Source organism: Arthrobacter sp. 05T45 (assembly GCF_056395875.1).
Map to the genome: position 1 here is coordinate 18,343 of NZ_JBFTKI010000009.1, position 26,998 is coordinate 45,340.

A 26,998-nucleotide genomic window follows, 5' to 3' on the forward strand; every position below is an offset into this window, starting at 1 on the left:
ACCAAGCCCCGCGGCGTCACAGCCGGACATTCAGCGCGCACGGCGCGCTTTTGCCTCCGCGTCCGCCCACGCCCGCTGCGCCGGAGTGAGGGACTGGCTGCCCGGCCCAGTCGTGGCTACGGCGGCCCCGCTGCCGGCCCGCCAAGCGTGGGTGATGGCCAACGCAAGGGCGTCGGCGGCGTCGGCAGGGCGCGGAGGCGCGTCCAGCCGGAGGATCTTGGTCACCAGCTTGGTGACCGCATCCTTGTTCGAGGTCCCGCTTCCCGTCACGGCTGCCTTGACCTCGGACGGGGTGTGCAGAGCCACCGGGATGCCACGGCGCGCGGCGGCCGCAATGACCACACCGGAGGCCTGCGCCACCCCCATGACCGTGCTGACGTTGAGCTGGGAAAAGACCCGCTCCACGGCGAGGACCTGGGGTTCGTAGCGGTCCAGCCACTCGTCGATGGACGTGGCGATGACCAGCAGCCGCTGGTCCAGGCTCTCCTCGGGTGAGGTGCCCACAACGCCGAAGGCCACCAAAGTGGCCCGCCGGTTCCGCTCGACGTCGACAACGCCGATCCCGCAACGGGTGAGGCCCGGGTCGACCCCCAACACGCGCAGCGTCACGGTTGGGCCGTCAAGACCGGGCCCCAAAAGTCACGTTTGGGTGAGCGGGTCACTCGGCTTCCAGTGCGGCCTGCACTTCGTCGCTGAGGTCGGCGTTGCTGTACACGTTCTGGACGTCGTCGAGCTCTTCCAGGGCGTCCACCAGCTTCATGAACTTCTTGGCGGCATCAAGGTCCAGCGGCACCTGCATGGACGGCACAAACTCGGCCTCGTCGGTGTCGTACTCAATGCCGGCTTCCGTGAGGGCATCGCGGATGGCCTGGAGGTCGGTCGGCTCGGAGTGGATCTCGAAGCTGTCGCCGTTGTCCTTGACTTCCTCGGCCCCGGCATCCAGCACGGCCATCAGGACGTCGTCCTCGGCCAGGCCGTTCTTCGGCAGCGAGACGACGCCCTTGCGGGAGAAGAGGTAGCTGACGGAGCCGGGATCGGCGATCGTGCCGCCGTTGCGGGAGATGGCGAGCCGGACCTCGGAGGCGGCACGGTTCTTGTTGTCCGTGAGGCACTCGATCAGCAGCGCGGAACCCTGCGGGCCGCGGCACTCGTACATGATTTCGGTGTAATCGACGACCTCGCCGGTGAGCCCGGCGCCGCGCTTGATGGCGCGGTCGATATTGTCAGCGGGCACCGACGTCTTTTTCGCCTTGGTGACGGCCAGTTCCAAGCTGGGGTTGCCGGAGAGGTCGGGGCCGCCCATGCGCGCGGCGACTTCGATGTTCTTGATCAGCTTGGCGAACGACTTGGCCCGGCGGCTGTCAAGGATGGCCTTCTTATGCTTGGTCGTCGCCCATTTGGAGTGGCCTGACATGCTTTACGCTTCTCCTCTGATCATTCGAATAAACAGTTCATGCACGCGCTTCTCCCCCGTCACTTCCGGGTGGAAGGAGGTGGCCAGCAGCTTGCCGGAACGCACTGCAACAATTCTAGCCGTCCCGTCCAGGGATTCGGGGTGGCCGGCTTTGGACGGTTCCACCTGAGCAAGGACTTCGACGCCGTCGCCGACGCGCTCCACCCAGGGCCCGCGGATAAAGACGGCGTGGACCGGGGCCACTGCCCCGCCCGCGGCGCTGAACCCTAACCCCATGAAGTCCAGGTCCGTCTCGAAGGACTCGCGCTGCCGGCCGAAGGCGTTGCGGCGCACGGTGATGTCGAGTCCGCCGAACGTCTGCTGCGGGTTTCCGGCCAGGTCCTTGGCCGGGTCGGCGATTTCGTCCGCCAGCAGGATCATCCCGGCGCACGAGCCGTAAACGGGCAGGCCGGCCTGGATGCGTTCGCGCAGCGGATCCCGGAGCCCGAAGATCCGGGAGAGCTTGTCGATCGTGGTCGATTCGCCGCCGGGGATGATGAGCCCGTCCAGGCCGTCGAGTTCGGCGGGACGCCGGATCCCGACGCCGGCGGCGCCGGCGGCTTCCACGGCATGCAGATGCTCCCGGAAATCGCCCTGCAGCGCCAGGACGCCGATCCGGAGCCCCGTTCCCACGCGGGATTCAGGGGAAAAAGAGGGGGTGGTCATCCCCACAGCATAATGCTCTGCGCCTGCACGGCACGCATGGAAGACGCATGCAACGGCACCGGGCGTCCGGGTTCCATGCCGCTGCTGGGATATATTACAGAGCATGCTTTACTTCAGCGTTCCGCTCGGCAAGTTCGTCCGCCGGGTCTCCCGGCTCAGGGGCGGAGGCTCGGCCCTCCCCGGGCTTGTGGTCGAAAAAATCGACCCCGATTTCATGCGGCGGACGCTGTCCACGCTGCCGCTGGGGGTCGCCGTCGTCAGTGGCACGAACGGGAAGACCACCACCACCAAGATGGTCGTGGAACTGCTCGAAAGCCAGGGACTGAAAGTCTTCACCAACCGCACCGGCAGCAACTTCACCCGCGGCGTGGCCGCGGCCCTCCTGGGCGAGGTCGACTGGCGGGGCCGGCTCGATGCCGACGTCGCGGTCCTGGAACTGGATGAGGCGCATGCCGTCCACTTCGTCAACAAGGTCCCGCCGCAGTACAGCCTCCTGCTCAATGTCCTCCGCGACCAGCTGGACCGGTTCGGCGAGATCGACAAGACCGCCGAACTGCTCCAGCACATCGCGTCCAAGACCACCGGGACCGTGGTCCTGAACCGGGAAGACCCGCGCGTCGCCCGGATCGCCCAGACCCTGGACGGGCCGGAGGTGCTCTACTTCGGGCTCGACGATTCGCTGCTGAGCACCTTCCCCAACGACGACGACATGCGCGCCGCCCCGGGCAGCCCGGTGCCGGCCGCCCCCGCCCGGCCCGCCGCCGACGTCGTGTTGCGCCGCGTGGGCGCCGACGACGCCGATTTCGAGTACGACGGCGCGACGGTCACCACGGGGATGAAACTGCGCGGCGTCTACAACATCTTCAATGCCGCCGCCGCGCTGACCCTGGCCCGCGGCGTCTCCGGCGCCCGCGGCACCGGGACCGACCAGGCCGGCCTGCTCACGGCGCTGTCCAAGGTGGCGCCGGCGTTCGGCCGCGGCGAAAGCCTCGTGGTCGATGGCCTGCCGCTGGAACTGGTCCTGGTCAAGAACCCCAGCGGTTTCCGGCTCGGCCTCAAATCGTTCCCCGCCGCCGGGTACGCCACGATGATCGCGATCAACGACAACTACGCCGACGGCCGGGACATGTCCTGGCTGTGGGACGTCGAATTCGACACGCTCCGCGACGGCGGCGTGGACCAGCTCACGGGCTCCCGCGCGTATGACATGGCGCTGCGGCTGCAGTACGACGACGTCGCGATCGGCGCCGTCGACACGGACATTGCGCCGGCACTGGCAGCGTTCATCCGCGGCGGCGAGGGCAAGCCGAAGAGGATCTTCTGCACCTACACGGCCATGCTGGCCATCCGCCGCGAGCTGTCCAAAATCACCACAGTGGAGGTGGTCTCATGACCCCCGGGTCCCCCGAAACGCCGCACGAGCTGTCCTTCGGGCACGAACTTCCGCCCGAAGATTCCGCGGCCCCCAGCAAGGGAACCATCCGGGTCCTGCAGCTCTACCCGCGGGACATGAACATTTACGGCGACTGGGGCAACGCCCTGGTCCTCGCGCAGCGCCTGCGCTGGCACGGCTACACGCCGGAACTGCTCGAGTACAACGTTGGTGACCCGTTCCCGGCAGATGTGGACCTGATTGTCGGTGGCGGCGGACAGGACAGCGGACAGCTCGTCATCCAGGACGACCTCCTCTCGCGCGAGTCCACCCTGAAGCAGATGGCCGACGAGGGCACCCCGATGCTCGTGATCTGCGGGCTGTACCAGCTCTTCGGGAAATTCTTCAAGACCCGGCTCGGGTCGGTCCTTCCGGGCATCGGCATCCTGGACGTGGAAACCCACGGCACCGACGAGCGCCTGATCGGCAACGTCACGGTCTCCTCCCCCGAATTCGGCAACATCCTCGGCTACGAAAACCACAGCGGCCAGACCACACTGGGACCGGGCGTCGAACCGCTCGGGACGACGGCCAAAGGTACCGGCAACAACAGCACGGACGGCCAGGAGGGAGCCCGCTACCGCAACATCGTGGCGAGCTACCTGCACGGCTCGCTGCTGCCCAAGAACCCGGCTCTCGCGGATTTCCTGATCCGGACCGCCGTCGAACGCAAATACGGCAGCTTCACCCCAGGCACGCCGGATGACTCCTACGCGGTGCTGGCGCGGGAACACGCCGCCCGCCGGCCCCGCTGACCCAGGTGGCAGGCGCCGAGGGCGGCACGGTCCGGATTGGGCGCGACACCCCGGAACGCGAGGACGTCCTGCGGCTCCTGGGCGAACACCTCGCCGACATGTACGCGACCTCCCCGCCGGAAAGCGTCCACGCCCTTGATCCTGCCGCCCTGGCCGGACCCGGCATCAGCTTCTGGACCGCCCGGCAGGACTCCCGGCTCCTGGGCTGCGCGGCACTGAAACACCTGGCTCCCGGCGACGCCGAGATCAAGTCAATGCGCACCGCGAATGCAGCCCGCGGGCGCGGCGTTGCGTCGGCGCTGCTCCGCCACCTCCTGGCCGAGGCCCGGCACAGCGGCTACGAACGCTTGTTCCTGGAGACGGGGAGCCAGGAGTTCTTCGCCCCCGCGCGGCGGCTGTACGAGCGGCACGGCTTCACGAACTGCCCGCCGTTTGCCGGCTACGAAGCCGACCCCAACAGCGTCTTCATGTCCCTGCTCCTGGACGCCGGGTAGCTGCCCGGCAGCCTTCCATGGGCCCCGCCTGCCGTCATCGGCTCCGGACGAAAGCCAGGACATCGCGCGGCACCCGCCGGCTCGATCCTGCCCGGATATGGCCCCATCGCTCGTAGACGATCAGGGTGCAGTCTGGAATCAATTGCGCGGTCTCCTCCGCAACCGTCCTCGGGAAGAACGCGTCCCGGCCGCCGCAGAGCAGCAGGACGGGCGGACGAATGAGCGGCAGTACCGCCCGCGCATCAAACGCGAACTCGGCCCGCGCCTCCGTCAGGACGTCCGCGGCGGGGCATCCGGAGGGGTCCAGCACGCGCCGGCCGACGACAGGTCCCAGCAGTTCCCGCAGCCAGCGGGTCCGCGGCCCCGGTAAGAGGTACTCGGCCAGGACCGTCCCGGCGCGGCCTGGGTCTCCGGCAGCGACGGCGGCGGCCATCCGCTCGTCCACGTCTTTGCCCCAGGCGCTCAGTTCGGCCGCCGTGACCACCATCGCGATGTGCCCGAAGGACTCGGGATGGCGGGCGGCCAGGTACTGCCCGATCATCCCGCCGAATGACTCGGCCACCACCAGGCCGACCCGGCCGCCGAACTCCTCGGCGATCAGCTGGGCGTAGTCGTCCGCCATGTCGGCGCTGGTGTGCGACGCCGGCATGTTCCGCCGGCGGGTGACAATCCAGATGGCGTACCCGGCCTCCTGATAGGCGGCAAACTCCCGCCGGAACAGTCCGCGCAGCACCCCCTGGGGCACGAAGCTCCCCGGTCCGCCCTGGACGAACAAGAGCGTCTTCGGGCCCCGGCCCCACGTCAGGTATTCCATCCCGTTGCTGAACGTCCCGCTCCGGGATTCCCGATCCCGCCGGTTTGCCCGGGCCATGGCGCCGGCCTACGGTGTTATCGGCGTCGTCGGCTGCGGCTGCCGCAGCAGCTCCGCGAACTCCGCCGGCCGGGATGCCGGCCACCAGTGGCCGCTGTCCACCCGGATCACCGTGAGGTCATCCACCCAGGAATCCAGTCCCTCCACGAGGTCCGGCGACAGGAAGGAATCCTTCAGCGGCACCACCACCTGGACGGGCAGCGTCACGCGGCCGCCGGCCGGCCAGTTCACCGCCGAGAAGAAATTTGCGCGGTAAAGAGCCAGGCCGCGGATGGGATCATCGCCGACGTCGCGCTTGGCCATCTGCCCGTAGCGTTTGGTGAGGAAGAGGCGCCAGGCGGCCTCCGGCAGCTTCGGCACAAGGAACGCGGCGATGTACCAGCTGCGGGCCAATTGTCCGGCCAGCTGCGGCCACGCCCGGGGACGTGCATACCGGCTCCGCACCCAGCGGGCGAAGTGCCGCAGGTCCGGGCCCGAGATGGACGTGTACCGGCCGATCAGGCCCGCGGCCCTGGGGTCCTGGACGGCGGCCCAGCCCTGGATCGAGCCCCAGTCATGGCCCACAAGATGGACGTCCGTGGCGCCGACGGCGGCCAGCACGGCGAACATGTCATCCACGAGCGTCTTCAGGGTGAAGTCCCCGGGGAGGCCGACGACGGCGGACGCGCCCGCGTTCCGGGTGTCGTAGGCGACCACGTGGTGGCTTCGGGCCAGATCACGGATGGCCGGCAGGAAGACCTGATGATCGTCCGGATAGCCGTGTACCAGCAGCAGCGTCGGCACTTCCGGTCCCGGCTCCCTGCCATACTCGAACACTGCAAGCTCAGCCCCGCTGGACGCGACGGTGCTCCGCCGTTCGTTGATCATCTCCATGCTGCCCAAGCTTAGGACCCCGGGGTGAGAATAAGCTCATGGGCGCCCGCCGCCGCGGCGCCCATCGACTCCAGCACGGCCGCGGTGCGCCGGCGCGTGGCTGCGTCCGCCGCCGTTCCGGCGCAACGGCCCTGCGGCGCGTCGGCCGCCACCGAACACCAGCGGTAGGGTCCGCGGACCATCACCGACGGTGCCCAGGCCAGGTCCGAGGCGGCCCAGGACCCGGACGCGTCCTGGCTGAACTGCACCCGGACCAACAGGCCCTCGTTGTTGACCACGAACGACGGCGAGAGCTCGGTGATGCCGTTGCCGAGCCCATACACAATCCAGGTTCCCTTGTACTTTTCGATCGGCAGCACCGAATGGCTGTGGTGGCCGTAGATCAGGCTGAACAGGCCGCTGTCCACGAGCGCATGGGCGACGTCGCGCTGCTGGGTGTTGGGCTCGGCTGAGTACTCCTCCCCGGCGTGCATGACCCCCAGCACAATGTCCGCGCCCAAAGCCCTGGCCTTGCGTGCTTTGGAAATCATGGCGTCGGGATCGAGCAGGTCGACCTGCCAGGGCTGCTCGGCGCGCAGCCCGTTGAGGCCATATGCGGCATCAATGACGGCGATTTTGGCCGCGGCGGTCTGCAGGATCTGGATGCCCTGGGACTCTGCCTCGGTCCGGTACGAGCCCGTGTGCCGGAGTCCGGCGGCGTCGAGGGCGTCCAGGGTACGGACGAGTCCCGCGGTGCCGCGGTCAACGGTGTGATTGCTGGCGGTCGTGCAGGCCTGATAGCCCACGCCGCGCACGGCGGTGATGATCTGCGGCGGAACGTTGAAGGAGGGATACCCGGAGAATGGTCCGTCCGGGCCGGCCACCGGGGTCTCCAGATGGCAAATCGCCACGTCGCTCTGCTCGATGTAGCGCCGCTGGCCCTCCAGCAGCGGCCCGAAGTCCAGCCCCGTCGCGCCGGCGGCGCGGGCGTCCTCGCGGGCCTGCTGCCAGAGCTGGGGGTGGACCAGCATGTCCCCGGTGACGAGGACGGAGGCGCACCGGGCGGCCGCACAGCCTGGCCCCTTCCCGGGCGTCGGCGTCGGCGTCGGCGTCGGGGTCGGAGTCGGGGTCGGAGTCGGAGTCGGGGTGCCCGACGGCGGCTGGGTAACGTCGGACGTTCCCCCGGTACCGCCGGCCGTGGGACCCGGGGGCTTATCCGGCCCGGCGAGGAGTCCGCAGGATGCCAGCATCGACCCGAGAACAACGGCCGTTGCTGCGGTCAGGATCCGGCCCCGCGGCCTCGCGGTCGTGTTCTCCATGCCGCTCATCCTATGGTGGGCGGCATCACAACACACGGAGCCGATCGTTGAGAAGCGGCCGCCTGCATGAAAGAGTCATTTCATGACCAATCCCCTCCTGAGCCCCAGCACCCTGCCCTATGGACTGCCGCCGTTTGCGGATATCGACGACGCGCACTACGCCGAGGCCGTCGAGGCCGGCCTGGCCGAGCACCTTGCCGAAATCCAGGCCATCGTGGACACCCCGGCGGCCCCGACCTTCGAAAACACGGCCCTCGCCATGGAACGCTCCGGCCGGCTCCTGGACCGGGCCGCCGCGTCCTTCTTCACGCTGGTGTCCGCAGACGCCTCGGACACCATCCGCGACCTCGAGACCCGCCTGTCCCCGCTCTTCGCCGCCCACCAGGACGCCGTCTACCTCAACCGCGGGCTCTACGAGCGCTTCGCGGCGCTGGACGCAACGGTCCTGGACGCGGAGTCCGCCCGGCTCGTGGAGGAATACCTCAAGGAGTTCCGGGCCTCCGGCATCCAGCTCGACGACGCCGGCCAGGAGCGCCTCAGGGACGTCAACGCCGAGCTTTCCCGGCTCGGCACCGAGTTCGGGCAGCGCGTCAAGGAGGGCATGAAGTCCGCTGCCCTGCTGCTGGATGACGCCGCCGACCTCGCGGGCCTGCCCGCCGACGACGTCGCCAGCGCCGCCGAGGCCGCCCGGACCGCCGGGCACGAGGGAAAGTTCCTGCTGACCCTGATCCAGCCGAGCAACCAGCCTGCCATGGCCGCGCTGGCGAACCGGGAAATCCGCCGTCGCCTCTACGAGGCCTCCATCGGCCGCGGCAGCGACGGCGGAAGCTTCGATGTGCTCGACCTGGTCAAGGACATGGTCCGGCTCCGCGCCGAGAAGGGCAGCCTTCTCGGGTTCGCGAACTTCGCCGAACTCAGCGTGGACCGGCAGACGGCACCGGACTTCCAGGCCGTCCAGGCAATGATGAGCCGGCTGGCCCCCGCAGCCGTCCGCAATGCCGACGCAGAGGCCGAGGCGCTGGCCGGGACCGCCGGCCACCCCCTCGAGGCCTGGGACTGGGCGTATTACTCTGCCAAGGTCAAGCGGGAGCGGTATGCCGTGGACGAACAGGCCCTGCGCCCCTACTTCGAGCTGGACCGGGTTTTGAATGATGGCGTGTTCTTCGCGGCAAACGCCCTGTACGGCGTCACCTTCAACGAACGCGCCGACCTCGCCGGCTACCACCCGGACGTGCGCGTCTGGGAGGTTAAGAATTCCGACGGCACGGACCTGGGCCTTTTCCTGGGCGACTACTACACGCGGGAGACGAAGCGCGGGGGCGCGTGGATGAATTCCCTCGTGGAGCAGTCAGGGCTCTTGAACACCCGACCTGTGGTGATCAACAACCTCAACATCTCCAAGCCGCCGGCCGGCGAGCCCACCCTGCTGACGCTGGACGAGCTCCGCACCACCTTCCACGAGTTCGGCCACGCCCTGCACGGCCTGTTTTCCGCCGTCACCTATCCCCGGTTCTCCGGCACGAACGTGCCGCGGGACTTCGTGGAATACCCTTCGCAGGTCAACGAAATGTGGATCATGTGGCCCGAAGTCCTGGCCAACTATGCCCGGCACCACGCCACCGGCGAACCCCTGCCGCAGGAGACCGTGGACAAGCTCAACGCCGCCCAGCTCTGGGGCGAAGGCTTCGGCACCACGGAATACCTCGGCGCTGCCCTGCTGGACCTGGCGTGGCATGTCCTGGATGGCTCCGACATCCCGGATGACGCCGTCGAGTTTGAAGCGAAGGCGCTGGCCGCGGCCGGCGTGGCGCACAGCCTGATCCCGCCGCGCTACCGGACCGGCTACTTCCAGCACATCTTCGCGGGAGGCTGGTATGCCGCCGGCTACTACTCCTACATCTGGAGCGAGGTCCTGGACGCTGACACCGTGGAATGGTTCAAGGAAAACGGCGGACTCAGCCGCGCGAACGGCAATTTCTTCCGCGCCGAACTGCTTTCCCGCGGCAACAGCCGGGACCCGCTGGAGTCCTTCCGCGCCTTCCGCGGCCGGGACTCGGATCTCGGGCCGCTGCTGAAGCGCCGCGGCCTCGACTAACCCCCGCAGAACGCAAACGACGCCGGGCGGTCACCTAAGAAGGTGACCGCCCGGCGTCGTCGTTCAATCAGAAGCGCAAGGCGAAGGGCGGCGTGATCCGGCAGCGTGCGTAAAAGGGGCCCCGCGCCCCGGGCAACCGCTCAGCTGCCAACAGGGCGCGGGGAATAGCACGCAGAGGATCAGCGCCGTCCGGCGCCGCCAAAGGCGCGAACGTTACCAGCCGCGCTCGGCGAGGCGGTGCGGCTGCGGGATCTCGTCGACGTTGATGCCGACCATGGCCTCGCCCAGGCCGCGGGAGGCCTTGGCGATCTCGTCCGGGTCGTCGTAGAACGTGGTGGCCTTCACGACGGCGGCGGCCCGCTGGGCCGGGTTGCCGGACTTGAAGATGCCGGAGCCGACAAACACGCCGTCGGCGCCGAGCTGCATCATCATCGCGGCGTCGGCCGGGGTGGCGATGCCGCCGGCGGTGAACAGCACCACCGGGAGCTTGCCGGTCGCGGCAACTTCCTTGACCAGTTCGTATGGGGCCTGCAGCTCCTTGGCCGCGACGTAGAGCTCGTCCTCGGCCATGCCGGCGAGCTTCTTGATCTCGGCACGGATCTGGCGCATGTGCGTGGTGGCGTTGGAGACGTCCCCGGTGCCGGCCTCGCCCTTGGACCGGATCATCGCCGCGCCCTCGTTGATCCGGCGCAGGGCCTCGCCCAGGTTGGTCGCACCGCAGACGAACGGAACGGTGAAGTTCCACTTGTCGATGTGGTTGGTGTAGTCCGCCGGGGTCAGGACCTCGGACTCGTCAATGTAGTCCACGCCGAGGGACTGCAGCACCTGCGCCTCGACGAAGTGCCCGATCCGGGCCTTGGCCATAACGGGCACGGACACGGCCGCAATGATCTTGTCGATCATGTCGGGATCGGACATGCGGGACACGCCGCCCTGGGCGCGGATATCGGCCGGAACACGTTCCAGCGCCATCACGGCCACGGCACCGGCGTCTTCGGCGATGCGGGCCTGCTCGGCGTTGACGACGTCCATGATGACGCCGCCCTTGAGCATCTCAGCCATGCCGCGCTTGACGCGGCTGCTGCCCGTGACGTTCTTCGCGGACGCGCCGGCTTCGCTGCTTACATCAGGTGTAGACACAAAAACCCCTATGGGTAGATAGATGACCTCGCCGGGGCGCGGACGGCACGTTCATGCCGTGTCTCGCACACACCGGATTACCGGATCCATTGGCCGGTAAAGCTAATACTATCCCCCGGCCGGGGCGCGGCAGAATTCGGGTTACAGCAGTCGAATCTCGCGCGGGGACAGGGATTCGGCGCGGCCGCCGGGGTGCCGCCTGGCGCTGTCAGGCGGGACGTTCCGTGGCGGTACCTTCGGGTTCCGCCAGCGACTGGCGGTGCACTGTCACGATGCGCTGGATCACCGTCACCAGGCTCGCTGTAGCGAGAAGGCACAGCGTCACGAAGAGCACCACCGGGGTCAGGCCCAGTCCGGTGAGCCCTGTGACCACCAGCACGGACACGAGGCGCTCGGCGCGCTCGGCGATGCCCACGTTGGCGTGGAAGCCCAGGGCCTCGGCTTTGGCCCGCGCATAGGAGACCACCATGCCGAGCACCAGGCAGAGAATCGCGGCGACGGCGACGGCCGGGTTGGCGCCGCCGGTGAAGAACCAGACGGCGACGCCGGCGAACAGGGCGCCGTCGGCCACGCGGTCAAGGGTGGAGTCCAGGAAATTGCCCCACCGGCCGCCGCGGTGCTGCATCCGGGCCATGATGCCGTCAATAACGTCGGAGAAAATGAACGCCGTGATGAACACGGTCCCCCAGAAGAGCTGCCCGAGCGGGTAGAACACGAGAGCGCCGATCACGACGCCGAGCGTGCCGACCACGGTCACGGCGTCGGGAGAGACCCCGATCCTCAGCAGCCAGCGGGCAACCGGGGAAAACAGGGCGGTGAAGAAGCCCCGGGCGTGCCTGTTAAGCATCCTTCTCCCCCGCTGTGTCCTGCGGCGCGGGCATTTCCTGCGGCCATGCGTCGGCGACCTGCTGACGGACCTCACCGAGGGTCTGCGTGACCGCCTTTGTCTGGGCAATGATGGGGAAGAAATTTCCGTCACCGCCCCAGCGCGGCACCACGTGCTGGTGCAGATGGCCGGCGATGCCCGCCCCGCCGGTGACGCCCTGGTTCATGCCCAGGTTGAAACCGGAAGGGTTGGCGACTTTGCGCAGCACCCGCATGGCCGTCTGGGTCAGTTCGGCGAATTCCGCCGTTTCCTCGACCGTGAGGTCCGTGTAGTCCGGGATGTGCCGGTAGGGGCAGACCAGCAGGTGGCCCGGGTTGTACGGAAAGAGATTCAGCACCACGTAGCTCGTCCTTCCCCGGTAGACGATCAGGGAGTCCTCATCGCCACGCTCGGGCGCGGCGCAGAACGGGCAGTCGTCCGGGTTCTTGAACTGATGCTGGCCGCCCTTGATGTACGCCATCCGGTGCGGGGTCCACAGGCGCTGGAAAGCGTCCGGGACCCCGGCCAGGCTGAAGTCGTCCGTCACGGCGTGGTCGCCCGGATACTCCGGCCCGGCCCCTGTGGTTTCCTGCACGCGCTGCCCTTCCGTCTGCCTAGCTGGTCCGGTTTCGGACAGCGTCGACGATCCGCTGTACGGCCTCGGACACGGGCACGCCGTTGTCCTGGCTGCCGTCGCGGAAGCGGAAGGACACGGCACCCGCCTCGGCATCGTCCCCGCCGGCGATCAGCACGAACGGGATCTTGTCCTTGCTGGCCGTGCGGATCTTCTTCGGGAAACGGTCCGAGGAGATGTCCACCTCGGCGCGGATGCCGGCCGCCTTGAGCTGGTCCACGACGTCGAACATGTAGTCGTTGAAGGCTTCCGCCACCGGGATGCCCACCACCTGCACCGGTGCCAGCCAGGCGGGGAAGGCACCGGCGTAGTGCTCGGTAAGCACGCCCATGAAGCGCTCCACCGAGCCGAACAAGGCACGGTGGATCATCACGGGCCGCTGCCGGGTGCCGTCGGCGGCCTGGAACTCAAGCTCGAAGCGTTCGGGCAGGTTGAAGTCCAGCTGGATGGTGGACATCTGCCAGGTGCGGCCGAGCGCGTCCTTGGTCTGGACGGAAATCTTGGGGCCGTAGAACGCGGCTCCGCCCGGATCCGGGATGAGCTCGAGCCCGGAGGCTTCGGCTACTTCGGCGAGGGTGCGGGTGGCTTCGTCCCAGGTAGCGTCGTCGCCCACGAACTTGTCTTCGTTTTTGGTGGAGAGCTCGAGGTAGAAGTCGTCCAGGCCGTAGTCCTTGAGCAGGCCGAGGACGAAGTTCAGCGTGGTGGTGAGCTCGTCCTTCATCTGCTCGCGGGTGCAGTAGATGTGGGCGTCGTCCTGGGTCATGCCCCGGACGCGGGTCAGGCCGTGCACCACGCCGGACTTCTCGTAGCGGTAAACCGAGCCGAACTCGAAGAGCCGCAGCGGCAGTTCGCGGTAGGAGCGGCCGCGGGACCGGAAGATCAGGTTGTGCATGGGGCAGTTCATCGGCTTGAGGTAGTAGTCCTGGCCGGGCTTGCGGACCGTGCCGTCCTCGTTCAGCTCCGCGTCGATGTGCATCGCCGGGAACATGCCCTCCTTGTACCAGTCCAGGTGGCCTGAGACTTCGTAGAGGTGGCCCTTGGTGATGTGCGGGGTGTAGACGAAATCGTAGCCGGCATCGACGTGACGCTGGCGGGAGTAGTCCTCCATGGCCTTGCGGATAATGCCGCCCTTGGGGTGGAAGACCGGCAGGCCTGAGCCGAGCTCATCCGGGAAGGAGAACAGGTCCAGCTCCGCGCCGAGTTTGCGGTGGTCGCGGCGCTCTGCCTCGGCAATGCGCTCCTGGTAGGCCTTGAGCGCGTCCTTGGTGGGCCAGGCGGTGCCGTAGATGCGCTGCAGCTGCTGGTTGCTCTGGTTTCCCAGCCAGTAGGCGGCCGAGGACCGGGTCAGTGCGAAGGCGTTGGAGATGAGTTTGGTGTTCGGCAGGTGCGGGCCGCGGCACAGATCGCACCAGATGCTGTCCCCGCTCTTGCGGTCCACGTTGTCGTAGATGGTGATGTCGCCGGCGCCGACCTCGACGTTGACGCCCTCTCCGGCCTCGGCGGCGTCATTCTTCCTGCCCAGGAGTTCGAGCTTGTAGGGCTCGTCCTTCATCGCCTCGCGGGCCTCGTCCTCGGACACCACGCGGCGCACGAACTTCTGGTTCTGGTTGATGATCTTCTGCATCATCTTTTCGAGCTGGCGGAGGTCTTCCGGGGTGAACGGTTCCGCGACGTCGAAGTCGAAGTAGAAGCCGTCCGTGATGTAGGGGCCGATGCCGAGCTTTGCGTCGGGGCGCAGCTGCTGCACGGCCTGGGCCATGACGTGGGCCGTGGAGTGGCGCAGGACGTTGAGCCCGTCCGGGGAATCAATGGTGACGGCCTCGACGGCGGCGTCCTCGGGAAGGGGCTGGTCCAGGTCCTTCAACTCGCCGTTAACGCGGGCCACAACGACGTCGCGGCGCTCAAAGAAGAGTTCCGCGCCGGTGGTCCCGGTAGTCACCTTGGTCTCTTCGCCGTCGACGAGAAGGGTGATCTGCTGGGCATCTGACACGGGTGTCTCCTATTCAAAGTTAAGGCTTCGTAGCTTGTGGCGTACGGGGACCACAGCCAGCCTCGTCCATGCTATCGGTTTCTCCAGAGGCCAACCAACGCGCCACGAGCGAGCCGCACCGCCGGCCGGTCAGCCGCCCAGCCCGGTGATGGCGAGGTTCCTGCTGATCCCGTCCAGGGGGCTGGACAGGGGGCCGGACAGGTAAGGCTCCTGCCGGCCGGCGGCGCCGGGAGCCGATGCCGGGAACGGGAGGGTCTCCGGGCGGCTGAGGTCCCAGGCCATGGAGGCGCTGATGCTGATCCCCCGCGGCCCGGTCCGGCGGGTGGTGCCGCGGATCAGGAGCAGGCGGGTGCCGAACAGCAAGGGTCCGGACTGCTCCTGCGCCTCGTGGAAGAACACCGAATCCACACAGCCCGTGCCGTCGTCGACGCTGATGAACACCACACGCCGGCCGCCCCTCATGGGCGGGGTCTGGGTGGCCACCCGGACCCCGGCCACCAGCACCTCCGTGCCGTTGCGCAGTCCCAGCAGCTTGTCCGCGGTGGTGACGCCCAGCCGGTCCAGCAGCGGGCGGTGGCTGGTCATGAGGTGCTCGCTGACGTCCACAGCCATCAGGTCCAGTTCCGCTCGGACGTTATCCACCATGCTGGGTGCGGGCAGTGCCGCCACCAGGTTCGTCAACTCCACGTCCCCCAGCGGCAACGCCAGCTGGCCCTCAATGACTTCCACGCCCTTCCGGAGGGGGCGGGCCTGGAGTTTTTGCAGGTGCTGGACCAGATCCGCCCGGTTGGCTTCTCCCCCGGACGCCCGGTGCAGCGAATCGAAGGCGCCCAGCTGGGCCAGTCGCTGGATGCTGGGCCGGCTGAGCCGCGACCTGGCCCGCAGGTCCGCCAGGGAGTCGTAGGGCTGGCCGGCCACAATCCGTTTCAGCTCGGCGCCGGAGAGCCCGAAGATACCGTTCAGGCTCAGCCGGATGCCCAGCCTGCCCCGGTCCGGCCCGGTTTGCACCCGCTCCACCCGGTACTCGGCCTGGCTCCGGTTGATGTCGAGGGGAAGGATGGGGATCCCCAGCCGGCGGGCCTCGGCCACGAGCAGGCGTTTGGGGTACATTCCGGGGTCGTGTTCCCAGAGCCCGGCGAGGAACGCCTCCGGGTGGTGTGCCTTAAGCCAGGCCGACTGATAGGTGGGCACTGCGAAGGCGGCTCCGTGGGCCTTGCAGAACCCGAAGCTGCCAAAGGCCTTCAGCGTGCCCCAGACCTTGTCCACCACCTCGGGACTGTAGTTCCGGGCCCGCGCCTCCTTCCGGAAAAACTCCTCCACCCTGGCTTCCAACACGTCGTTGCCCAGCGCACGGCGGAACTCGTCGGCCCGCGCCAGCCCGCACCCGGTCATGACGTCGAAGGTCTTGAGGATCTGCTCGTGGAAGACCGTGACCCCGTGGGTCTCTTTCAGGACAGGTTTGAGGTCCGGGTGCGGGTAGACCTCGGGGGCGAATCCATGCCGGTGCTCCAGGAAGGGCCGGACCATGTCGGATTTCATCGGACCCGGGCGGAACAGGGAAATGTCGATAATGAGATCGTTGAACTCCCGGGGGGCCAACTTGCCGATCAGTTCGCGCTGGCCAGGGGACTCGATCTGGAAGCAGCCCAGGGTGTGGGTGCTGCGGATCAGTTCAAAGGTTGGCTCGTCATCGAGCGGGACGGCGTTGAGGTCGATGCGCCCGTCCTCGGCGATGTAGTCCGGGCCCGCCCCGTCCGGCCCGGCCGGATGCGCGCCGGCGGCCACCACCTCGGCCTTGGACGGGTGGAGCCGGATCACTTCCCGGACGGCGAAGGCCATGGCGCTCTGCATCCGGACGCCAAGTACATCGAGTTTCAGCATGCCCATGGGGTCCATGTCGTGCTTGTCGAACTGGCTCATGGGCAGGCCCAGGCCGCTGGGCTGGACGGGGGTGCGGTCCAGCAGGGTGGCATCGCCGAGGATGACGCCGCACGGGTGCATGGAGATGTGGCGGGGCAGCCGGTCCAGCCGCTCCGTGAGGTCCACCAGCAGGTCCAGCTGCTGGTTCTCGGAGAAGCCTCGCTGCTCCACCCGGTCCGCGAATTCCTTCAGCTCGGGTTTCTCCACGAGGGCTTCGCGGAAGTGCCGGGCCGAGAACCGCCACAGCTGCTTGGCGATTTCCCCGACCTCGCCGTCGTCCATGCCCAGGGCCAGGCCGGCATCGCGCACGGCACCGCGAGCGCGGTACCCGTTCTGCATGCTCATCAGCGTGACGCGTTCGGCGCCGAAGCGCTCAAAGATCTTCCGGTAGACGTTGTGCCGTTCGGCGCTTTCGACGTCGATGTCTATGTCCGGCAGCGTGGCACGGTCGCGGGAGAGGAAGCGTTCAAAGATGAGGTCGTGCTCGAGCGGGTTCACCTGGCTGATGTCGATCAGGTAGTTGACCAGGCTGGAGGCGCCCGAACCGCGCGCGGCCGCCCGGATGCCCAGGGCCAGGATCATCCGGGAGACCTCTGCGACGGTCAGGAAGTACGAGGCGAAACCCAGCGAGTCGATGATCCGAAGCTCATGCTCCAGCCTGGCCCGCAGCTGCTTTTCCCGCTGCCCGGAAATGCCCGGGAAGCGGCGGCCGATGCCGGCCTCACACCGCAGGGTCAGTTCGGCGAGCGCGTCGCCGTCGATCCCGATCACGGATGCCTCCGGGACCACGGGCCGTTTCCAGCCCATGTCGGCTTCCGGATCCATGCGGCAGCGGTCCGCGAGCGCCTCGGTCTGGGCCAGGAGCCGCTTGAGGTCCGCCGTGCCGTAGCCGGCGGCGTGGATGATCTCCTTGCCCAGCTGCAGCATCCGGGCCGCCGATTTGAGCCAGCCCTGCCCGTTGGGCTGCAGCAGCGGGGCAGCCGAGAGCTCGGGGAGGGATTTCAGTGTCCGGGCCGAGTCCAGCACATCGGCGGTGGCCGCGCCGTCCTCAGCCACGTACCGCACAGCGTTGCTCAGCACGGCGGGCACCCCGTGTTCTGCGGCGAGTTTGAGCATGCGCACCGCGTGGGCGGTGCTCAGCGGTTCCCCGGGCGGGCTGAGCTGGGACACAACCTCTGCCGCCAACGTTCCGGGGGGCATGGCGTCCAGCCATCGTTTGAACAGGGTGCGGGGCCGCAGGTAGCGCCGGCCGCCCATGGCCCGGCCGACGTCGGAGTCCGGGCCGATCAGCACTGTCAGGACCGGCTTCAGGGTTTCCGGGTGCAGGGTGCGGGAGGCCAGTTCCGCCCGGGTGACGGCCACCGGCACTATTCCCCCGGCCTTGCCCGTGGTGCGGGCGTGGGCGTCGGAGATCAGCCGGCACAGCGCCCGGTAGCCGGCACCGTTGTTGTGTCCGTGCGCCAGCACGACGACGCGTCCCCCGAGCTGGGTACGGTGGTCGCCGTCGTCGTCAAAGACTGCAAGGTCCACCCCGACGATTGCATCCAGCCCGGCTGCCATGCACGCCTTCAGGTGCTTGACGGTTCCGTACAGGCCGTCGCGGTCCGTGCAGGCCAGCGCGGTGGCGCCGTCAGCGGCGGCCGCGGCGGCAAGTTCCTCCGGCCAGGAGACGCCATAGTGGGCGCTGAACGCGGTGGAGACGTGCAGATGGGTGAAACTCATGCTGATTCGGGCTTCCGGAGGGGCTGCAGGGCGTCGTGGATCTTCAGGAGCCGCCACCGGCCGCTGCCGACATGCCGGGTCAGGTCAAGGGTGAGGGTGGAATCCGCGGCGTGATCCCCGGCCGCACGCACCTGGACCCGCCAGATCTCATGGTCCACCAGGCCCGGCCCGCTTCCGAGTGGCGCCCGGCGTTCCTCGGCCCACCATTGGCGGCGTTCGTACCAGCGGACGGGGTCCGCGCAGACCGTGTAGCGCCGGCCGGCCCAGTCGAGGCGCAGGGGCTGGCCCGAGGGCGTGCAGACGACATCCACGGACTCGCTGAAAATACCCACGTTGCCTCCCGACCCAGTCCGGGCTGGAGCCGGCCCAGTCCCCGCTTCGACTTCCTACGTCCATTCCGCTTCCGGCGCCCCCAGTTCCAGGCCCCATGAATTTATTCGAACATATCTTCGAATAAAATCAGTCTACGTCGGAGAGGCGACAAAACCCAGATCGGGGGTGGACTCACGCAGGTACAGGTAGCAGGATTGAGCCATGAGCTCCCATAACGCACTCCTGAAGCACGTAAGCATCGCCGCCAAGGATCCAACCTTGGTGGCGACTTTTGATATAGACGGAAACATCCCCGGCCAGGGCGCCTACGTGGTGGGGCTCTTGGCAGCCACCCCGGACTATTCCCACCAGCGCAGGATGGGGATCGAGTTCATGAACGGCGAAGCCGTGTCCTTCTACTGCTTCAGCCACGACGGCACCGAGGAAAATTTCGACCTCAAGGGGGTCGAACACTCGGGCAACACCATTACCGGCCATTTCCCGCTTACGACTGTGCTTGGCCTGCCCAAGGGCCATCTCATGACGGCCTTCAGCGATTGTGACGGCCGGGACTACCAGGCCAACGTGCCTGTCGAAGAAGCCCTCTAGGCATCTTCTAGGAGCTGGACTTGTACACTTCCAGCTCGAGCGTGATGAAGGCATCGATCATCGCCCGGTAGGTCTTCTCGACAAGTTCGACGTCGATGTCCTTCTTTTCCGCCGTGGCGCGGACGTGTTCGATGACCCGCTCCACACGCCCGGGCGCACGGACCTCGGCGCTGTCCGCCTTGAGGGTCCCGGCGATCCGGATCAGCCGTTCCCGGCGCCCGATCAAGGACACGATCTGCTCGTCCACCTCGTCAACAGCCACCCGCACGGCGGCGAGCTGTTCGCGGTCGGCCTGGGCGGCCTTGTCGTCTGCGTGATTTGTGGGCATGTGCATGACAGTATCGAAAGATGCAGCCACGAGTCGACTTCATATCGCTAGGTGTCCGCAGTGTTGACGCCTCACGCCGCTTCTACGTCGATGGCCTCGGATGGCCGGTCCACCGGGAAGTCCCCGGGGAGGTGCTCTTCATCCAGGTCAACCACGGCCTCATCCTTTCGCTCTGGGACGCGGGTCAAATGCAGTCCGAGGCGGCCACCGATCCCCCTGCCGGCATTGCGTGCATCACGCTCAGCCACAACCTGGCCGGCACGGTGGACGTCGACCGGGTGATGGCCGAAGCCGGGACCGCGGGAGCCCGCATCGTTGCGGCACCGAAGACCCAGCCCTGGGGCGGCTACACCGGCTACTTCGCCGATCCCGACGGCTACCGCTGGGAGGTCGCCTTCAACCCCGACTGGTCGGTCGACGGCGGCGGCAAAGTAACGCTCTGACTCAGGTAACCAGTGCCGCCCCGTGCCTTGGCAGCCGCCGGGCAGCCGCCAGACAGGCCGGCGTACCGCTAGAACAGGCTCCCCACCGGCTGGATGAGTTCCGGTGAGTCATTCCTGACGTTCCCGACGGCGGTGCCGACGGCGTCGATCGTCCAGCCTTCCGCGACGTCGTGCGCCCCGGCCCGGACCAGATCCACGAGCCCGGCCGCATCATCGGCCTGCGGGTCCAGCCACGTCTGCATGGTCTCGCGGTTCATGGGCAGCGGAACCCTGTCATGCAGCGCGGTCAGCTCGGCCAGCATTCCCCCGGCGTAGCCCTCCGGCGGCGAGTCGGTGGTCATGATCGAGGTCGAGAGCATCCAGCGCTCCGGGTCACCCTCTGCCTTGGACGGGTCCCGCCACCATTCATAGAGTCCCGCGAAGACAATGGGGCGTCCGTCCTTGGGATGGACGTAGTAGGGCTGCTTGGTGCGGCCCTCGCCCTTCCACTCGTAGTAGCCATCCGCCGGGACGGCGCAGCGACGGGCGCGGGTCGCTTTCCGGAAGGCGGGCTTCTCCAGCACGGTCTCGCTGCGGGCATTGATCATCTTGGACCCGATGCCCGGGTCCTTGGCCCAGGACGGCACCAGGCCCCAGCGCGCAATGTGCAGTTGGCGGACCGGTTCTCCCTCCACAAGCCGTTCGAGCAGGATCGGCACATCAGCCGTCGGGGCCACGTTCCACGACGGCGGAATCGCGATCTCATCCTCCAGCCCGGCATCGAATTCGGCCAGCAGGTCTCCGACGGCCCGGGCCATCACGTAGCGTCCACACATGGCATCAGCATGCCACCGCACCCATCCCATGTCATCCGCCGAGCCGCCTGAGCCCGCCGAGGTCGCCGGAAACGTGCGAAGTCGCCGGAACTTTCCGGCGATTTCGCATCTTTACCGCGAAGTCGCGTCGGACGGCGTAGGGGGCAGCGCTCTCTGCGGGAATAGCGGGCTGCAGGGTACGGTTGTTGGCAGTGACGTACGACTTCAGTGGGCGCCCGGCCTGATACGCCGGCCCCATCCACTTACTTGAGGAGAACTTCGTGGACTTCACCCCCGAATCCGGCACCATCACTATGTTTTCGACCACGTGGTGCGGCTACTGCAACCGGCTGAAGAAGCAGCTGGACGCACAGGGCATCGGGTACACCGAGATCAACATCGAGGAAGTCGAAGGCACGGCCGATCTCGTCGAGCAGCTCAACGGAGGCAACCGCACCGTCCCCACCGTGCTGTTCCCCGACGGCACCGCCGCCACCAACCCCTCCGCAGCTGAGGTCAAGAGCCGGCTCGCCGCCTAGGCCCTTCCTGCATCCCAGGACACCACCAAACCACGACGGCGCGGCCTCCCAAGGGCCGCGCCGCCGCCCGTTGTGCCAGTAACCAGTAAGTTGTGCCAGCAATCCGCGTTCCAGAACAGAGGAGCTTGTTTCATGGTCCATAAAGTCAAAGCCGCAGTTGTCCGTTCCAAGAATGCCGACGTCACCCTGGAGACGATCCTGGTGCCGGACCCGGGCCCCGGCGAGGCCCTCGTGGACATCCTCACCTGCGGTGTCTGCCACACCGATCTGCACTACAAGCAGGGCGCCATCAACGACGACTTCCCCTTCCTGCTCGGCCACGAGGCCACCGGCGTTGTCAGTGCCGTGGGACCGGACGTCACCGAGGTCGCCCCCGGGGACCGCGTGGTGCTGAACTGGCGGGCAGTCTGCGGCGAGTGCCGCGCCTGCCGCCGGGGCCAGCCGCAGTACTGCTTCAATACCCACAACGCCACCCAGAAAATGACGCTGGAGGACGGCACCGAGCTGACGGCCGCGCTGGGCATCGGTGCCTTCGCCGAAAAGACCCTCGTAGCGGCCGGCCAGTGCACCAAGGTGGACGACGACGCCGATCCCGCCGCCGTCGGCCTGCTCGGCTGCGGCGTCATGGCAGGCATCGGCGCGGCGATCAACACCGGAAACGTCCAGCGCGGCGATTCGGTCGCCGTGATCGGCTGCGGCGGAGTCGGCACGGCGGCCGTCGCCGGCGCGGCGCTCGCCGGCGCCACCACCGTGATCGCCGTCGACATCGACGCCAAAAAGCTCCAGCGCGCCAAGGACCTCGGCGCCACCCACACGGTGGACTCCTCCGCCGTCGACCCCGTCGAAGCAATCCGCGAACTGACCGGTGGTTTCGGCGCCGATGTGGTGATCGACGCCGTCGGCCGCCCGGAAACATACAAGCAGGCCTTCTACGCCCGGGACCTCGCCGGCACGGTGGTCCTGGTGGGTGTGCCGAGCCCCGAGATGACCCTGGAACTGCCGCTGCTGGATGTGTTCGGGCGCGGCGGCTCCCTGAAGTCCTCCTGGTACGGCGACTGCCTGCCTTCGCGCGACTTCCCCACACTCATCAGCCTCTACCGGCAGGGCAAGCTGGACCTGGACGCCTTCGTGACGGAGCGGATCACGATCGACCAGATCGAGGAGGCCTTCACGAAGATGCATGCCGGCGCTGTGCTGCGCTCGGTGGTGGAGCTGTGAACGCCGGCCCTGTGAGCATCCGGATCGACCGGCTGGTCACCTCCGGGACGTTTTCCCTCGACGGCGGCACCTGGGATGTTGAGAACAACGTCTGGATCCTCGGGGACGACGCCGAATGCGTCATCATCGACCCGGCCCACGATCCCGCTGCCGTGGCCGCGGCCGTCTCGGGCCGGAAGGTCACCGCAATCCTGCTCACGCACGGCCACGATGACCACATCAGCGCCGTGGGCGAGGTCCGGACTCTCGTGAACGCGCCGGTGTACCTGCACCGGGACGACTGGATGCTGTGGGAGCGGGTGTTCCCCGGCACCAAGCCGGACCACGCCATTGCCGACGGCGACACGTTCGACGTCGCAGGGGCAAGACTCGTGGCACGGCACACCCCCGGCCACTCGCCCGGGTCCGTGTGCTTCCTTCTCGAAAGCGAAGGCACCTTGCTTAGCGAAAAAACAGTGTTCAGCGGGGACACGCTGTTCCAGGGTGGCCCCGGGGCGACGGGCCGATCCTTCAGCGATTTCCCGACCATCATCGAGTCCATCCGGACCCGGCTCCTGCCGCTCCCGGCCGACACGACGGTCCGGACCGGCCACGGGGAACCCACAACGATCGGCGCCGAAGCGCCGCACCTTGAGGAATGGATCGCCCGCGGCCACTGACCGCGTCCGCGGAAAGGCCCGGTCCACTGCTTCCGGACCGGGCTTTTCCGCCATAGGATGTGGGGCCATGAGCTCTCACCCCAGCATGGATCCGGCAACACTGGCCGCGGACCTGCGTACCCAGTTCGATGCATTCCTCGACGAGCATCGTGCGGACCTGCACGCCTGCCTGGACGGGCTCACCGAAGAGGAGGCCCGGGCCTCGCTGGTGCCGTCGCGGACCACCCTTCTGGGGCTGGTCAAGCACGCCGCCTTCGTGGAGAAGGTCTGGTTTGACGAGGCCATCACGTGCCGGCCCCGGGCGGTGATCGGCATTCCGGCCACCCCCGACGAATCGTTCATCCTGGCGGACGACGACACCATCGCGGGCCTCCAGGCCGCTTATCTCCAGGCCTGCGGGGACTCACGGCGTCGGGCCGCTTCGCTCGGCCTTGACGACCTTGTCAGAGGCAACCGGCGCGGCCCGCTACCGCTGCGGTTGGTCTACCTGCACATGCTCAGGGAACTCGCCCAGCACTGCGGCCACGCGGATATTCTGCGCGAGCAGATCCTCGCTGCGCGCACCTGACGGCACCGGCCGCCCGGGTCAAGGTTCTAAACCAGAAGACCCGCATTGCACCATGGGTGCGGGTGAGCGCGGATGCGGCCACCCCCGATTGGTTTTCACAGGGCCGCATCCGCGCTGGTCTAGGGAAGCCCGGGTTCCGGCTCTGGTTCCGCGTGCCGGCGGCGTAATCGCGCCCCGGCCAGCTCAGACAGCAAAGCGGGGGCGCGCAAGGAACCGGGCCGGCCGGATGTCGTGTCCGATCTCAAGGCGAACGCCGTGAACGGGGCGGCGGCACTGCCGGCGACAACGACTTTGATGGCCATGAGATAGGAACTCCCGCAACGAAGTTAGCAGCCTCTGCATGACCAAAATCAGAATATCAATTGCATTTGCCGCACAAAAGGAAAAGAGAGTAACAATTAACCTGCGGCTTTTTGGGCCGGCATCCCCGTAATCCGCGGCTCACCGTCTCTACAGTCCGGAAAGATGTGGGATGCGGATGAGGTCAACCGGCCGATGCGCTGGCCGTCATTTCGTGGACGGGGCGTATTCCGGGTAGTAACGCTGGATCTCTTGAACGGTCTTGCCGGCCCTCACCATTCGCTCAACGGACATCATGCTCCGGACTTCCTCGTCCGAGGACCGGGTGCTGTTCCACGGTCCCATCGTTCGGTAGCAGAAGTCATTCGGATCGTTCAGCCTGGCCTCGTTGTAGCACTCGGGATGATCCGAGGCATCAACTGCCGTGCCAGCAGGACCGGATTTCAAAGCTCCGAATGCGGCGGGCAGCCCCAGCGCGAGAAGTGGCGTGAGCGCCACGGCTGCAATTCCAGTTTTCATTCCTTTATTCATGGTTCCCCCAATTGGCCAGAAATATGTTGGCGAGCCTACCGCACAGGTGCCAGGTTTCCCGAGCGACGGTGTTTTCCCCTCGGTCATGGAGGATTCGGCAGTTTGCCTCGCCGGAATCGCAGTTGGGTCTTGATCCACTCGCGGTCTTGGGAAACAATGTTCGCGGCGTAACGGGCCCCGGAGAAAGGGTTTCAATGACAGCGCGGGATACCTCCTCAGTCGGCGCTCCGTGCTGGGTCGACACCTGGCAGCCCGACCCCCAGGCGGCCAAGGACTTCTACGGTCCGCTCTTCTGCTGGACTTTCGACGACCCCATTCCGATGCCGCCCGGGCTCGACGGCTTCTACTACGCCGCCCGCCTCCGCGGTCAGCTGGTTGCCGGAATCGGACAGGCGCCGCCGCAATCGCCGCCGGGGTGGATAACCCACGTGCGTGTCGTAAACGTCGGGGAAGCCTTGGCTCGTGCCGTGCGGGCGGGGGGCAAGCGCCTGGCGCCGTTTGGTGCCGGCCCGGATGACCGCATTGCTGTGCTCGCCGATGCCACCGGCGTCCCGTTCTGCCTGCGGCAGGCAGGAGGGAACGACGGCGCCCAGCTGGCCAATGAGCCGAATTCCTGGGCCATGAGCTCGCTGCACACCACAGATGTCGGGCGGGCCCAGGCGTTCTACGGTGCAATGTTCGACTGGGAACTCGAACCCGTCCCGGACGCCCCCTTCTCGCGGTGGCTCCGCTCCGGCCGGGTAGTGGCGGTGGTGGCAGCCACGGACGGCGTCGCGGTCCCCCCGCATTGGAGCGTCAATTTCGCCGTCCGCGACGCGGACGTCATTGCCCGGCAGGTCGTAACACTGGGTGGCAGCATCTTGATGGCGCCCATGGACACTCCGGGATTTCGCAGCGCCGTGATCAGGGACCCCCAGGGCGGCACCATCGCGGTCAGCGCAACCACCGACTGACGCTTGCTGGAGAGCATGAGCGCCACACCGATTGGCGGCGCTGGTAGGGTCAGCCCATGGATGAAATTTTGGGGAAGTTCATCGACGATTTCGCGCGGCTCGTGGAGCTCGCGCAGTCCGGGCAGCGTCGGGGGCAACCGGGAACCCAGCTGCTGACTACGCTCACCGAGCATTTGGCGGTCCGGGCCGAATCAGTGTCGGTAGTGGTTGAGGAGATTCCGCCGCACCGATTCGTGGACGCAGACATCCTCATGGAAGAGCTCGCCGCCGAGGATCCTGAGTTCCGGCTGGTGGGCATCGGCGGCGGCGACCAACGCCACCATCACTCGCTGAGCGACATGCTGCAGCAGTCCCAGCTATATCCGCAGTTCCCCCTGTCCCAGCCGGACTACGCCAACTTAGCTGTCGGGCCGGACGAACAACGGCAGGCCGTGGCACTGGGGCTCTGGCTGTTCAGCCATGGAGGCAGTCCCGTCGCCGTGCTGCAGCGGGACGCCAACCCCCGGTACGGCCGGCAGTCAGCGTCCCTTGAGGTTTTGGCCGGCGCTACAGATAAGGCCGCACGCTTCCTCTCGGAGTTCCGCCGTCGGATGCAGCACCGCAGCGTGCTCAAGGGACAGGTCATTTCCCTGGTGATGGGTGAGTATGGTCCCAGCGCGGCCGGGGTGACGTTCCATGCACGGCCAGTCCTTGCCGCGTCGGATGTCATCCTGCCGGATGGCCTGCTGGAGAAAGTGTCGGACCACGCCTTAGGTATCGCCGAGCACCGCGAGTCTCTGATCAGGTACGGCCAGCACCTCAAACGCGGCGTCCTGCTCTACGGCAGGCCGGGGACGGGCAAGACCCATACGGTGCGGTATTTGTTGAGCCGGAGCGAAGGTGTCACAGCAATCCTTCTTTCGGGAGGATCGCTCGCCAGGATCTCAGAAGCCGCCACCATGGCCAGGGCGCTGCAGCCCTCCATCGTGGTCCTTGAGGACTGTGACCTCATCGCCGAGGACCGCAGCTTCGGGCACGGACCCCAGCCGCTGCTATTCGAGGTGCTGGACGCCATGGACGGTTTGGCCAGCGACGCCGACGTGGCGTTCGTCCTCACCACCAACCGCGTGGACATGCTGGAACGCGCCCTGGCGCAGCGTCCCGGCCGTGTGGACCTGGCCGTGGAAATTCCCATGCCTGCCCAGGCGGAGCGGGTTGCACTGATCAAACTGTATGCCCGCGGTATTCCCCTCAGTCCGAACTCGATTGAAGACGCCGCCGCCCGCACCGAAGGAACCACCGCTTCGTTCGCACGCGAACTCGTCCGCCGTGCGGTCGTTGCCGGCGCATTGGACGGCGTGCCGGTGGCGGACCATCATCTTCAGAAGGCTGTGGATGACCTGATGGCCGACAGCGCCGCGCTCACCCGAAGCCTCCTCGGCAGCGGCACCGGAGACGGCTCTGAGGGCATGGGCGGACCGTTCCCCTGACCGCCGGCGGCCTTCCATCCCGGGGGCTAGGACGTACCGCGCCAGTGCGCTTGGGCCCTCAGCGCCG

The 26,998-nt window shown here is 67.5% G+C and carries 27 protein-coding genes; 12 read left to right on the forward strand and 15 right to left on the reverse strand.

Annotated features, from left to right (window positions below; all coding sequences use genetic code 11):
• Positions 1–30 precede the first annotated feature (30 nt).
• From ruvC to pdxT, 3 genes are read right to left on the reverse strand one after another with little or no spacing between them, the layout of a single operon-like run.
• Positions 31–609 carry a crossover junction endodeoxyribonuclease RuvC gene (gene ruvC / locus AC1DGD_RS11050; protein WP_079554348.1) on the reverse strand — a complete coding sequence of 193 codons (579 nt, stop codon included), beginning with the start codon at positions 607–609 and terminating at the stop codon, positions 31–33.
• A 49-nt stretch (positions 610–658) separates the two neighbouring features.
• Positions 659–1,414, reverse strand: a complete 756-nt coding sequence (locus AC1DGD_RS11055; protein WP_223916716.1) for a YebC/PmpR family DNA-binding transcriptional regulator — start codon at positions 1,412–1,414, stop codon at positions 659–661.
• A 3-nt stretch (positions 1,415–1,417) separates the two neighbouring features.
• Positions 1,418–2,119 carry a pyridoxal 5'-phosphate synthase glutaminase subunit PdxT gene (gene pdxT, locus AC1DGD_RS11060; protein WP_476856804.1) on the reverse strand — a complete coding sequence of 234 codons (702 nt, stop codon included), beginning with the start codon at positions 2,117–2,119 and terminating at the stop codon, positions 1,418–1,420.
• A gap of 103 nt (positions 2,120–2,222) precedes the next feature.
• Between pdxT and AC1DGD_RS11065 the strand changes: the two genes are divergently transcribed.
• Genes AC1DGD_RS11065 through AC1DGD_RS11075 form a run of 3 tightly spaced genes read left to right on the forward strand, consistent with a single transcriptional unit; the run spans position 2,223 to position 4,800 of the window.
• Positions 2,223–3,512 (forward strand): MurT ligase domain-containing protein, encoded by a 1,290-nt coding sequence (locus AC1DGD_RS11065; RefSeq protein WP_476856805.1) that lies wholly within the window; start codon positions 2,223–2,225, stop codon positions 3,510–3,512.
• Positions 3,509–4,306, forward strand: a complete 798-nt coding sequence (locus AC1DGD_RS11070) for a type 1 glutamine amidotransferase (protein WP_476856806.1) — start codon at positions 3,509–3,511, stop codon at positions 4,304–4,306. The genes AC1DGD_RS11065 and AC1DGD_RS11070 overlap by 4 nt, the downstream gene beginning before the upstream one ends.
• 5 nt (positions 4,307–4,311) lie before the next feature.
• The gene (locus AC1DGD_RS11075) at positions 4,312–4,800 is read left to right on the forward strand and encodes a GNAT family N-acetyltransferase (protein WP_476856807.1); all 489 of its coding nucleotides are present in this window, start codon (positions 4,312–4,314) and stop codon (positions 4,798–4,800) included.
• Positions 4,801–4,834: 34 nt separating this feature from the next.
• Here the strand turns inward: AC1DGD_RS11075 and AC1DGD_RS11080 are convergent, their stop codons facing one another.
• From AC1DGD_RS11080 to AC1DGD_RS11090, 3 genes are read right to left on the reverse strand one after another with little or no spacing between them, the layout of a single operon-like run.
• The gene (locus AC1DGD_RS11080) at positions 4,835–5,671 is read right to left on the reverse strand and encodes an alpha/beta fold hydrolase (RefSeq protein WP_476856808.1); all 837 of its coding nucleotides are present in this window, start codon (positions 5,669–5,671) and stop codon (positions 4,835–4,837) included.
• Between the two features lie 9 nt (positions 5,672–5,680).
• On the reverse strand, positions 5,681–6,544 hold the full coding sequence (locus tag AC1DGD_RS11085; RefSeq protein ID WP_230012000.1) for an alpha/beta fold hydrolase: 864 nt from the start codon (positions 6,542–6,544) through the stop codon (positions 5,681–5,683).
• Between the two features lie 11 nt (positions 6,545–6,555).
• Positions 6,556–7,842: a CapA family protein gene (locus tag AC1DGD_RS11090; protein WP_476856809.1), complete on the reverse strand. Its 1,287-nt coding sequence runs from the start codon at positions 7,840–7,842 to the stop codon at positions 6,556–6,558.
• An 82-nt stretch (positions 7,843–7,924) separates the two neighbouring features.
• Here AC1DGD_RS11090 and AC1DGD_RS11095 point away from each other — a divergent pair, with 82 nt between their 5' ends.
• On the forward strand, positions 7,925–9,937 hold the full coding sequence (locus AC1DGD_RS11095; RefSeq protein WP_476856810.1) for a M3 family metallopeptidase: 2,013 nt from the start codon (positions 7,925–7,927) through the stop codon (positions 9,935–9,937).
• Between the two features lie 213 nt (positions 9,938–10,150).
• Here AC1DGD_RS11095 and pdxS read toward each other — a convergent pair whose 3' ends face one another.
• The 6 genes from pdxS to AC1DGD_RS11125 all read right to left on the reverse strand — a co-directional run bounded on the left by pdxS (position 10,151) and on the right by AC1DGD_RS11125 (position 18,540).
• Complete coding sequence (gene pdxS / locus AC1DGD_RS11100; protein ID WP_026266390.1) at positions 10,151–11,077, reverse strand: pyridoxal 5'-phosphate synthase lyase subunit PdxS; 927 nt, start codon at positions 11,075–11,077, stop codon at positions 10,151–10,153.
• Between the two features lie 208 nt (positions 11,078–11,285).
• Positions 11,286–11,924, reverse strand: coding sequence for a phosphatidylinositol phosphate synthase (gene pgsA, locus AC1DGD_RS11105; protein ID WP_223916731.1), 639 nt, complete (start codon positions 11,922–11,924; stop codon positions 11,286–11,288).
• Positions 11,917–12,537 carry an HIT family protein gene (locus tag AC1DGD_RS11110; protein ID WP_476849327.1) on the reverse strand — a complete coding sequence of 207 codons (621 nt, stop codon included), beginning with the start codon at positions 12,535–12,537 and terminating at the stop codon, positions 11,917–11,919. The genes pgsA and AC1DGD_RS11110 overlap by 8 nt, the downstream gene beginning before the upstream one ends.
• 19 nt (positions 12,538–12,556) lie before the next feature.
• Positions 12,557–14,566 carry a threonine--tRNA ligase gene (gene thrS / locus AC1DGD_RS11115; protein ID WP_476856811.1) on the reverse strand — a complete coding sequence of 670 codons (2,010 nt, stop codon included), beginning with the start codon at positions 14,564–14,566 and terminating at the stop codon, positions 12,557–12,559.
• 129 nt (positions 14,567–14,695) lie between these two features.
• The gene (locus AC1DGD_RS11120) at positions 14,696–18,208 is read right to left on the reverse strand and encodes a DNA polymerase III subunit alpha (RefSeq protein WP_476856812.1); all 3,513 of its coding nucleotides are present in this window, start codon (positions 18,206–18,208) and stop codon (positions 14,696–14,698) included.
• Positions 18,205–18,540, reverse strand: coding sequence for a DUF6504 family protein (locus tag AC1DGD_RS11125; RefSeq protein WP_476856813.1), 336 nt, complete (start codon positions 18,538–18,540; stop codon positions 18,205–18,207). The genes AC1DGD_RS11120 and AC1DGD_RS11125 overlap by 4 nt, the downstream gene beginning before the upstream one ends.
• A gap of 202 nt (positions 18,541–18,742) precedes the next feature.
• Here AC1DGD_RS11125 and AC1DGD_RS11130 point away from each other — a divergent pair, with 202 nt between their 5' ends.
• Complete coding sequence (locus AC1DGD_RS11130) at positions 18,743–19,129, forward strand: hypothetical protein (RefSeq protein ID WP_476849331.1); 387 nt, start codon at positions 18,743–18,745, stop codon at positions 19,127–19,129.
• A 7-nt stretch (positions 19,130–19,136) separates the two neighbouring features.
• On the opposite strand, the gene AC1DGD_RS11135 is transcribed toward AC1DGD_RS11130, so the two are convergent.
• Entirely contained in the window at positions 19,137–19,463 is a 327-nt protein-coding gene (locus tag AC1DGD_RS11135) for a chorismate mutase (protein ID WP_028277548.1), read from the reverse strand.
• Positions 19,464–19,477: 14 nt separating this feature from the next.
• Here AC1DGD_RS11135 and AC1DGD_RS11140 point away from each other — a divergent pair, with 14 nt between their 5' ends.
• Positions 19,478–19,900: a VOC family protein gene (locus tag AC1DGD_RS11140; RefSeq protein WP_476856814.1), complete on the forward strand. Its 423-nt coding sequence runs from the start codon at positions 19,478–19,480 to the stop codon at positions 19,898–19,900.
• Between the two features lie 68 nt (positions 19,901–19,968).
• Here AC1DGD_RS11140 and AC1DGD_RS11145 read toward each other — a convergent pair whose 3' ends face one another.
• Entirely contained in the window at positions 19,969–20,715 is a 747-nt protein-coding gene (locus tag AC1DGD_RS11145) for an SOS response-associated peptidase (protein WP_476849333.1), read from the reverse strand.
• A 260-nt stretch (positions 20,716–20,975) separates the two neighbouring features.
• Between AC1DGD_RS11145 and AC1DGD_RS11150 the strand changes: the two genes are divergently transcribed.
• From AC1DGD_RS11150 to AC1DGD_RS11165, 4 genes are all read left to right on the forward strand, one after another.
• Positions 20,976–21,233 (forward strand): mycoredoxin, encoded by a 258-nt coding sequence (locus AC1DGD_RS11150; protein WP_011692168.1) that lies wholly within the window; start codon positions 20,976–20,978, stop codon positions 21,231–21,233.
• A 132-nt stretch (positions 21,234–21,365) separates the two neighbouring features.
• A complete protein-coding gene (locus tag AC1DGD_RS11155; RefSeq protein ID WP_476849334.1) occupies positions 21,366–22,451 on the forward strand; it encodes an S-(hydroxymethyl)mycothiol dehydrogenase in 1,086 nt (361 codons plus the stop codon).
• Positions 22,448–23,110 (forward strand): MBL fold metallo-hydrolase, encoded by a 663-nt coding sequence (locus tag AC1DGD_RS11160; RefSeq protein ID WP_476856815.1) that lies wholly within the window; start codon positions 22,448–22,450, stop codon positions 23,108–23,110. The genes AC1DGD_RS11155 and AC1DGD_RS11160 overlap by 4 nt, the downstream gene beginning before the upstream one ends.
• A 67-nt stretch (positions 23,111–23,177) precedes the next feature.
• Positions 23,178–23,678, forward strand: coding sequence for a DinB family protein (locus tag AC1DGD_RS11165; protein WP_476856816.1), 501 nt, complete (start codon positions 23,178–23,180; stop codon positions 23,676–23,678).
• A gap of 507 nt (positions 23,679–24,185) precedes the next feature.
• Here the strand turns inward: AC1DGD_RS11165 and AC1DGD_RS11170 are convergent.
• The gene (locus AC1DGD_RS11170; RefSeq protein WP_476856817.1) at positions 24,186–24,497 is read right to left on the reverse strand and encodes a hypothetical protein; all 312 of its coding nucleotides are present in this window, start codon (positions 24,495–24,497) and stop codon (positions 24,186–24,188) included.
• A 206-nt stretch (positions 24,498–24,703) separates the two neighbouring features.
• Between AC1DGD_RS11170 and AC1DGD_RS11175 the strand changes: the two genes are divergently transcribed.
• Both AC1DGD_RS11175 and AC1DGD_RS11180 read left to right on the forward strand, forming a co-directional pair.
• The gene (locus tag AC1DGD_RS11175) at positions 24,704–25,462 is read left to right on the forward strand and encodes a VOC family protein (protein WP_476856818.1); all 759 of its coding nucleotides are present in this window, start codon (positions 24,704–24,706) and stop codon (positions 25,460–25,462) included.
• Positions 25,463–25,518: 56 nt separating this feature from the next.
• Positions 25,519–26,931 carry an AAA family ATPase gene (locus tag AC1DGD_RS11180; RefSeq protein ID WP_476856819.1) on the forward strand — a complete coding sequence of 471 codons (1,413 nt, stop codon included), beginning with the start codon at positions 25,519–25,521 and terminating at the stop codon, positions 26,929–26,931.
• The last annotated feature ends 67 nt before the right edge of the window (positions 26,932–26,998 follow it).

What these genes read in the sequence shown, in the direction of transcription:
- AC1DGD_RS11055 (WP_223916716.1), bottom strand. Translation starts at nt 1,414, where the DNA reads ATGTCAGGCCACTCCAAATGGGCGACGACCAAGCATAAGAAGGCCATC.
- pdxT (WP_476856804.1), bottom strand. Translation starts at nt 2,119, where the DNA reads ATGACCACCCCCTCTTTTTCCCCTGAATCCCGCGTGGGAACGGGGCTC.
- AC1DGD_RS11065 (WP_476856805.1), top strand. Translation starts at nt 2,223, where the DNA reads ATGCTTTACTTCAGCGTTCCGCTCGGCAAGTTCGTCCGCCGGGTCTCC.
- AC1DGD_RS11070 (WP_476856806.1), top strand. Translation starts at nt 3,509, where the DNA reads ATGACCCCCGGGTCCCCCGAAACGCCGCACGAGCTGTCCTTCGGGCAC.
- AC1DGD_RS11080 (WP_476856808.1), bottom strand. Translation starts at nt 5,671, where the DNA reads ATGGCCCGGGCAAACCGGCGGGATCGGGAATCCCGGAGCGGGACGTTC.
- AC1DGD_RS11085 (WP_230012000.1), bottom strand. Translation starts at nt 6,544, where the DNA reads ATGGAGATGATCAACGAACGGCGGAGCACCGTCGCGTCCAGCGGGGCT.
- AC1DGD_RS11090 (WP_476856809.1), bottom strand. Translation starts at nt 7,842, where the DNA reads ATGGAGAACACGACCGCGAGGCCGCGGGGCCGGATCCTGACCGCAGCA.
- AC1DGD_RS11095 (WP_476856810.1), top strand. Translation starts at nt 7,925, where the DNA reads ATGACCAATCCCCTCCTGAGCCCCAGCACCCTGCCCTATGGACTGCCG.
- pgsA (WP_223916731.1), bottom strand. Translation starts at nt 11,924, where the DNA reads ATGCTTAACAGGCACGCCCGGGGCTTCTTCACCGCCCTGTTTTCCCCG.
- AC1DGD_RS11120 (WP_476856812.1), bottom strand. Translation starts at nt 18,208, where the DNA reads ATGAGTTTCACCCATCTGCACGTCTCCACCGCGTTCAGCGCCCACTAT.
- AC1DGD_RS11130 (WP_476849331.1), top strand. Translation starts at nt 18,743, where the DNA reads ATGAGCTCCCATAACGCACTCCTGAAGCACGTAAGCATCGCCGCCAAG.
- AC1DGD_RS11135 (WP_028277548.1), bottom strand. Translation starts at nt 19,463, where the DNA reads ATGCACATGCCCACAAATCACGCAGACGACAAGGCCGCCCAGGCCGAC.
- AC1DGD_RS11140 (WP_476856814.1), top strand. Translation starts at nt 19,478, where the DNA reads ATGCAGCCACGAGTCGACTTCATATCGCTAGGTGTCCGCAGTGTTGAC.
- AC1DGD_RS11145 (WP_476849333.1), bottom strand. Translation starts at nt 20,715, where the DNA reads ATGTGTGGACGCTACGTGATGGCCCGGGCCGTCGGAGACCTGCTGGCC.
- AC1DGD_RS11155 (WP_476849334.1), top strand. Translation starts at nt 21,366, where the DNA reads ATGGTCCATAAAGTCAAAGCCGCAGTTGTCCGTTCCAAGAATGCCGAC.
- AC1DGD_RS11165 (WP_476856816.1), top strand. Translation starts at nt 23,178, where the DNA reads ATGAGCTCTCACCCCAGCATGGATCCGGCAACACTGGCCGCGGACCTG.
- AC1DGD_RS11170 (WP_476856817.1), bottom strand. Translation starts at nt 24,497, where the DNA reads ATGAAAACTGGAATTGCAGCCGTGGCGCTCACGCCACTTCTCGCGCTG.
- AC1DGD_RS11175 (WP_476856818.1), top strand. Translation starts at nt 24,704, where the DNA reads ATGACAGCGCGGGATACCTCCTCAGTCGGCGCTCCGTGCTGGGTCGAC.
- AC1DGD_RS11180 (WP_476856819.1), top strand. Translation starts at nt 25,519, where the DNA reads ATGGATGAAATTTTGGGGAAGTTCATCGACGATTTCGCGCGGCTCGTG.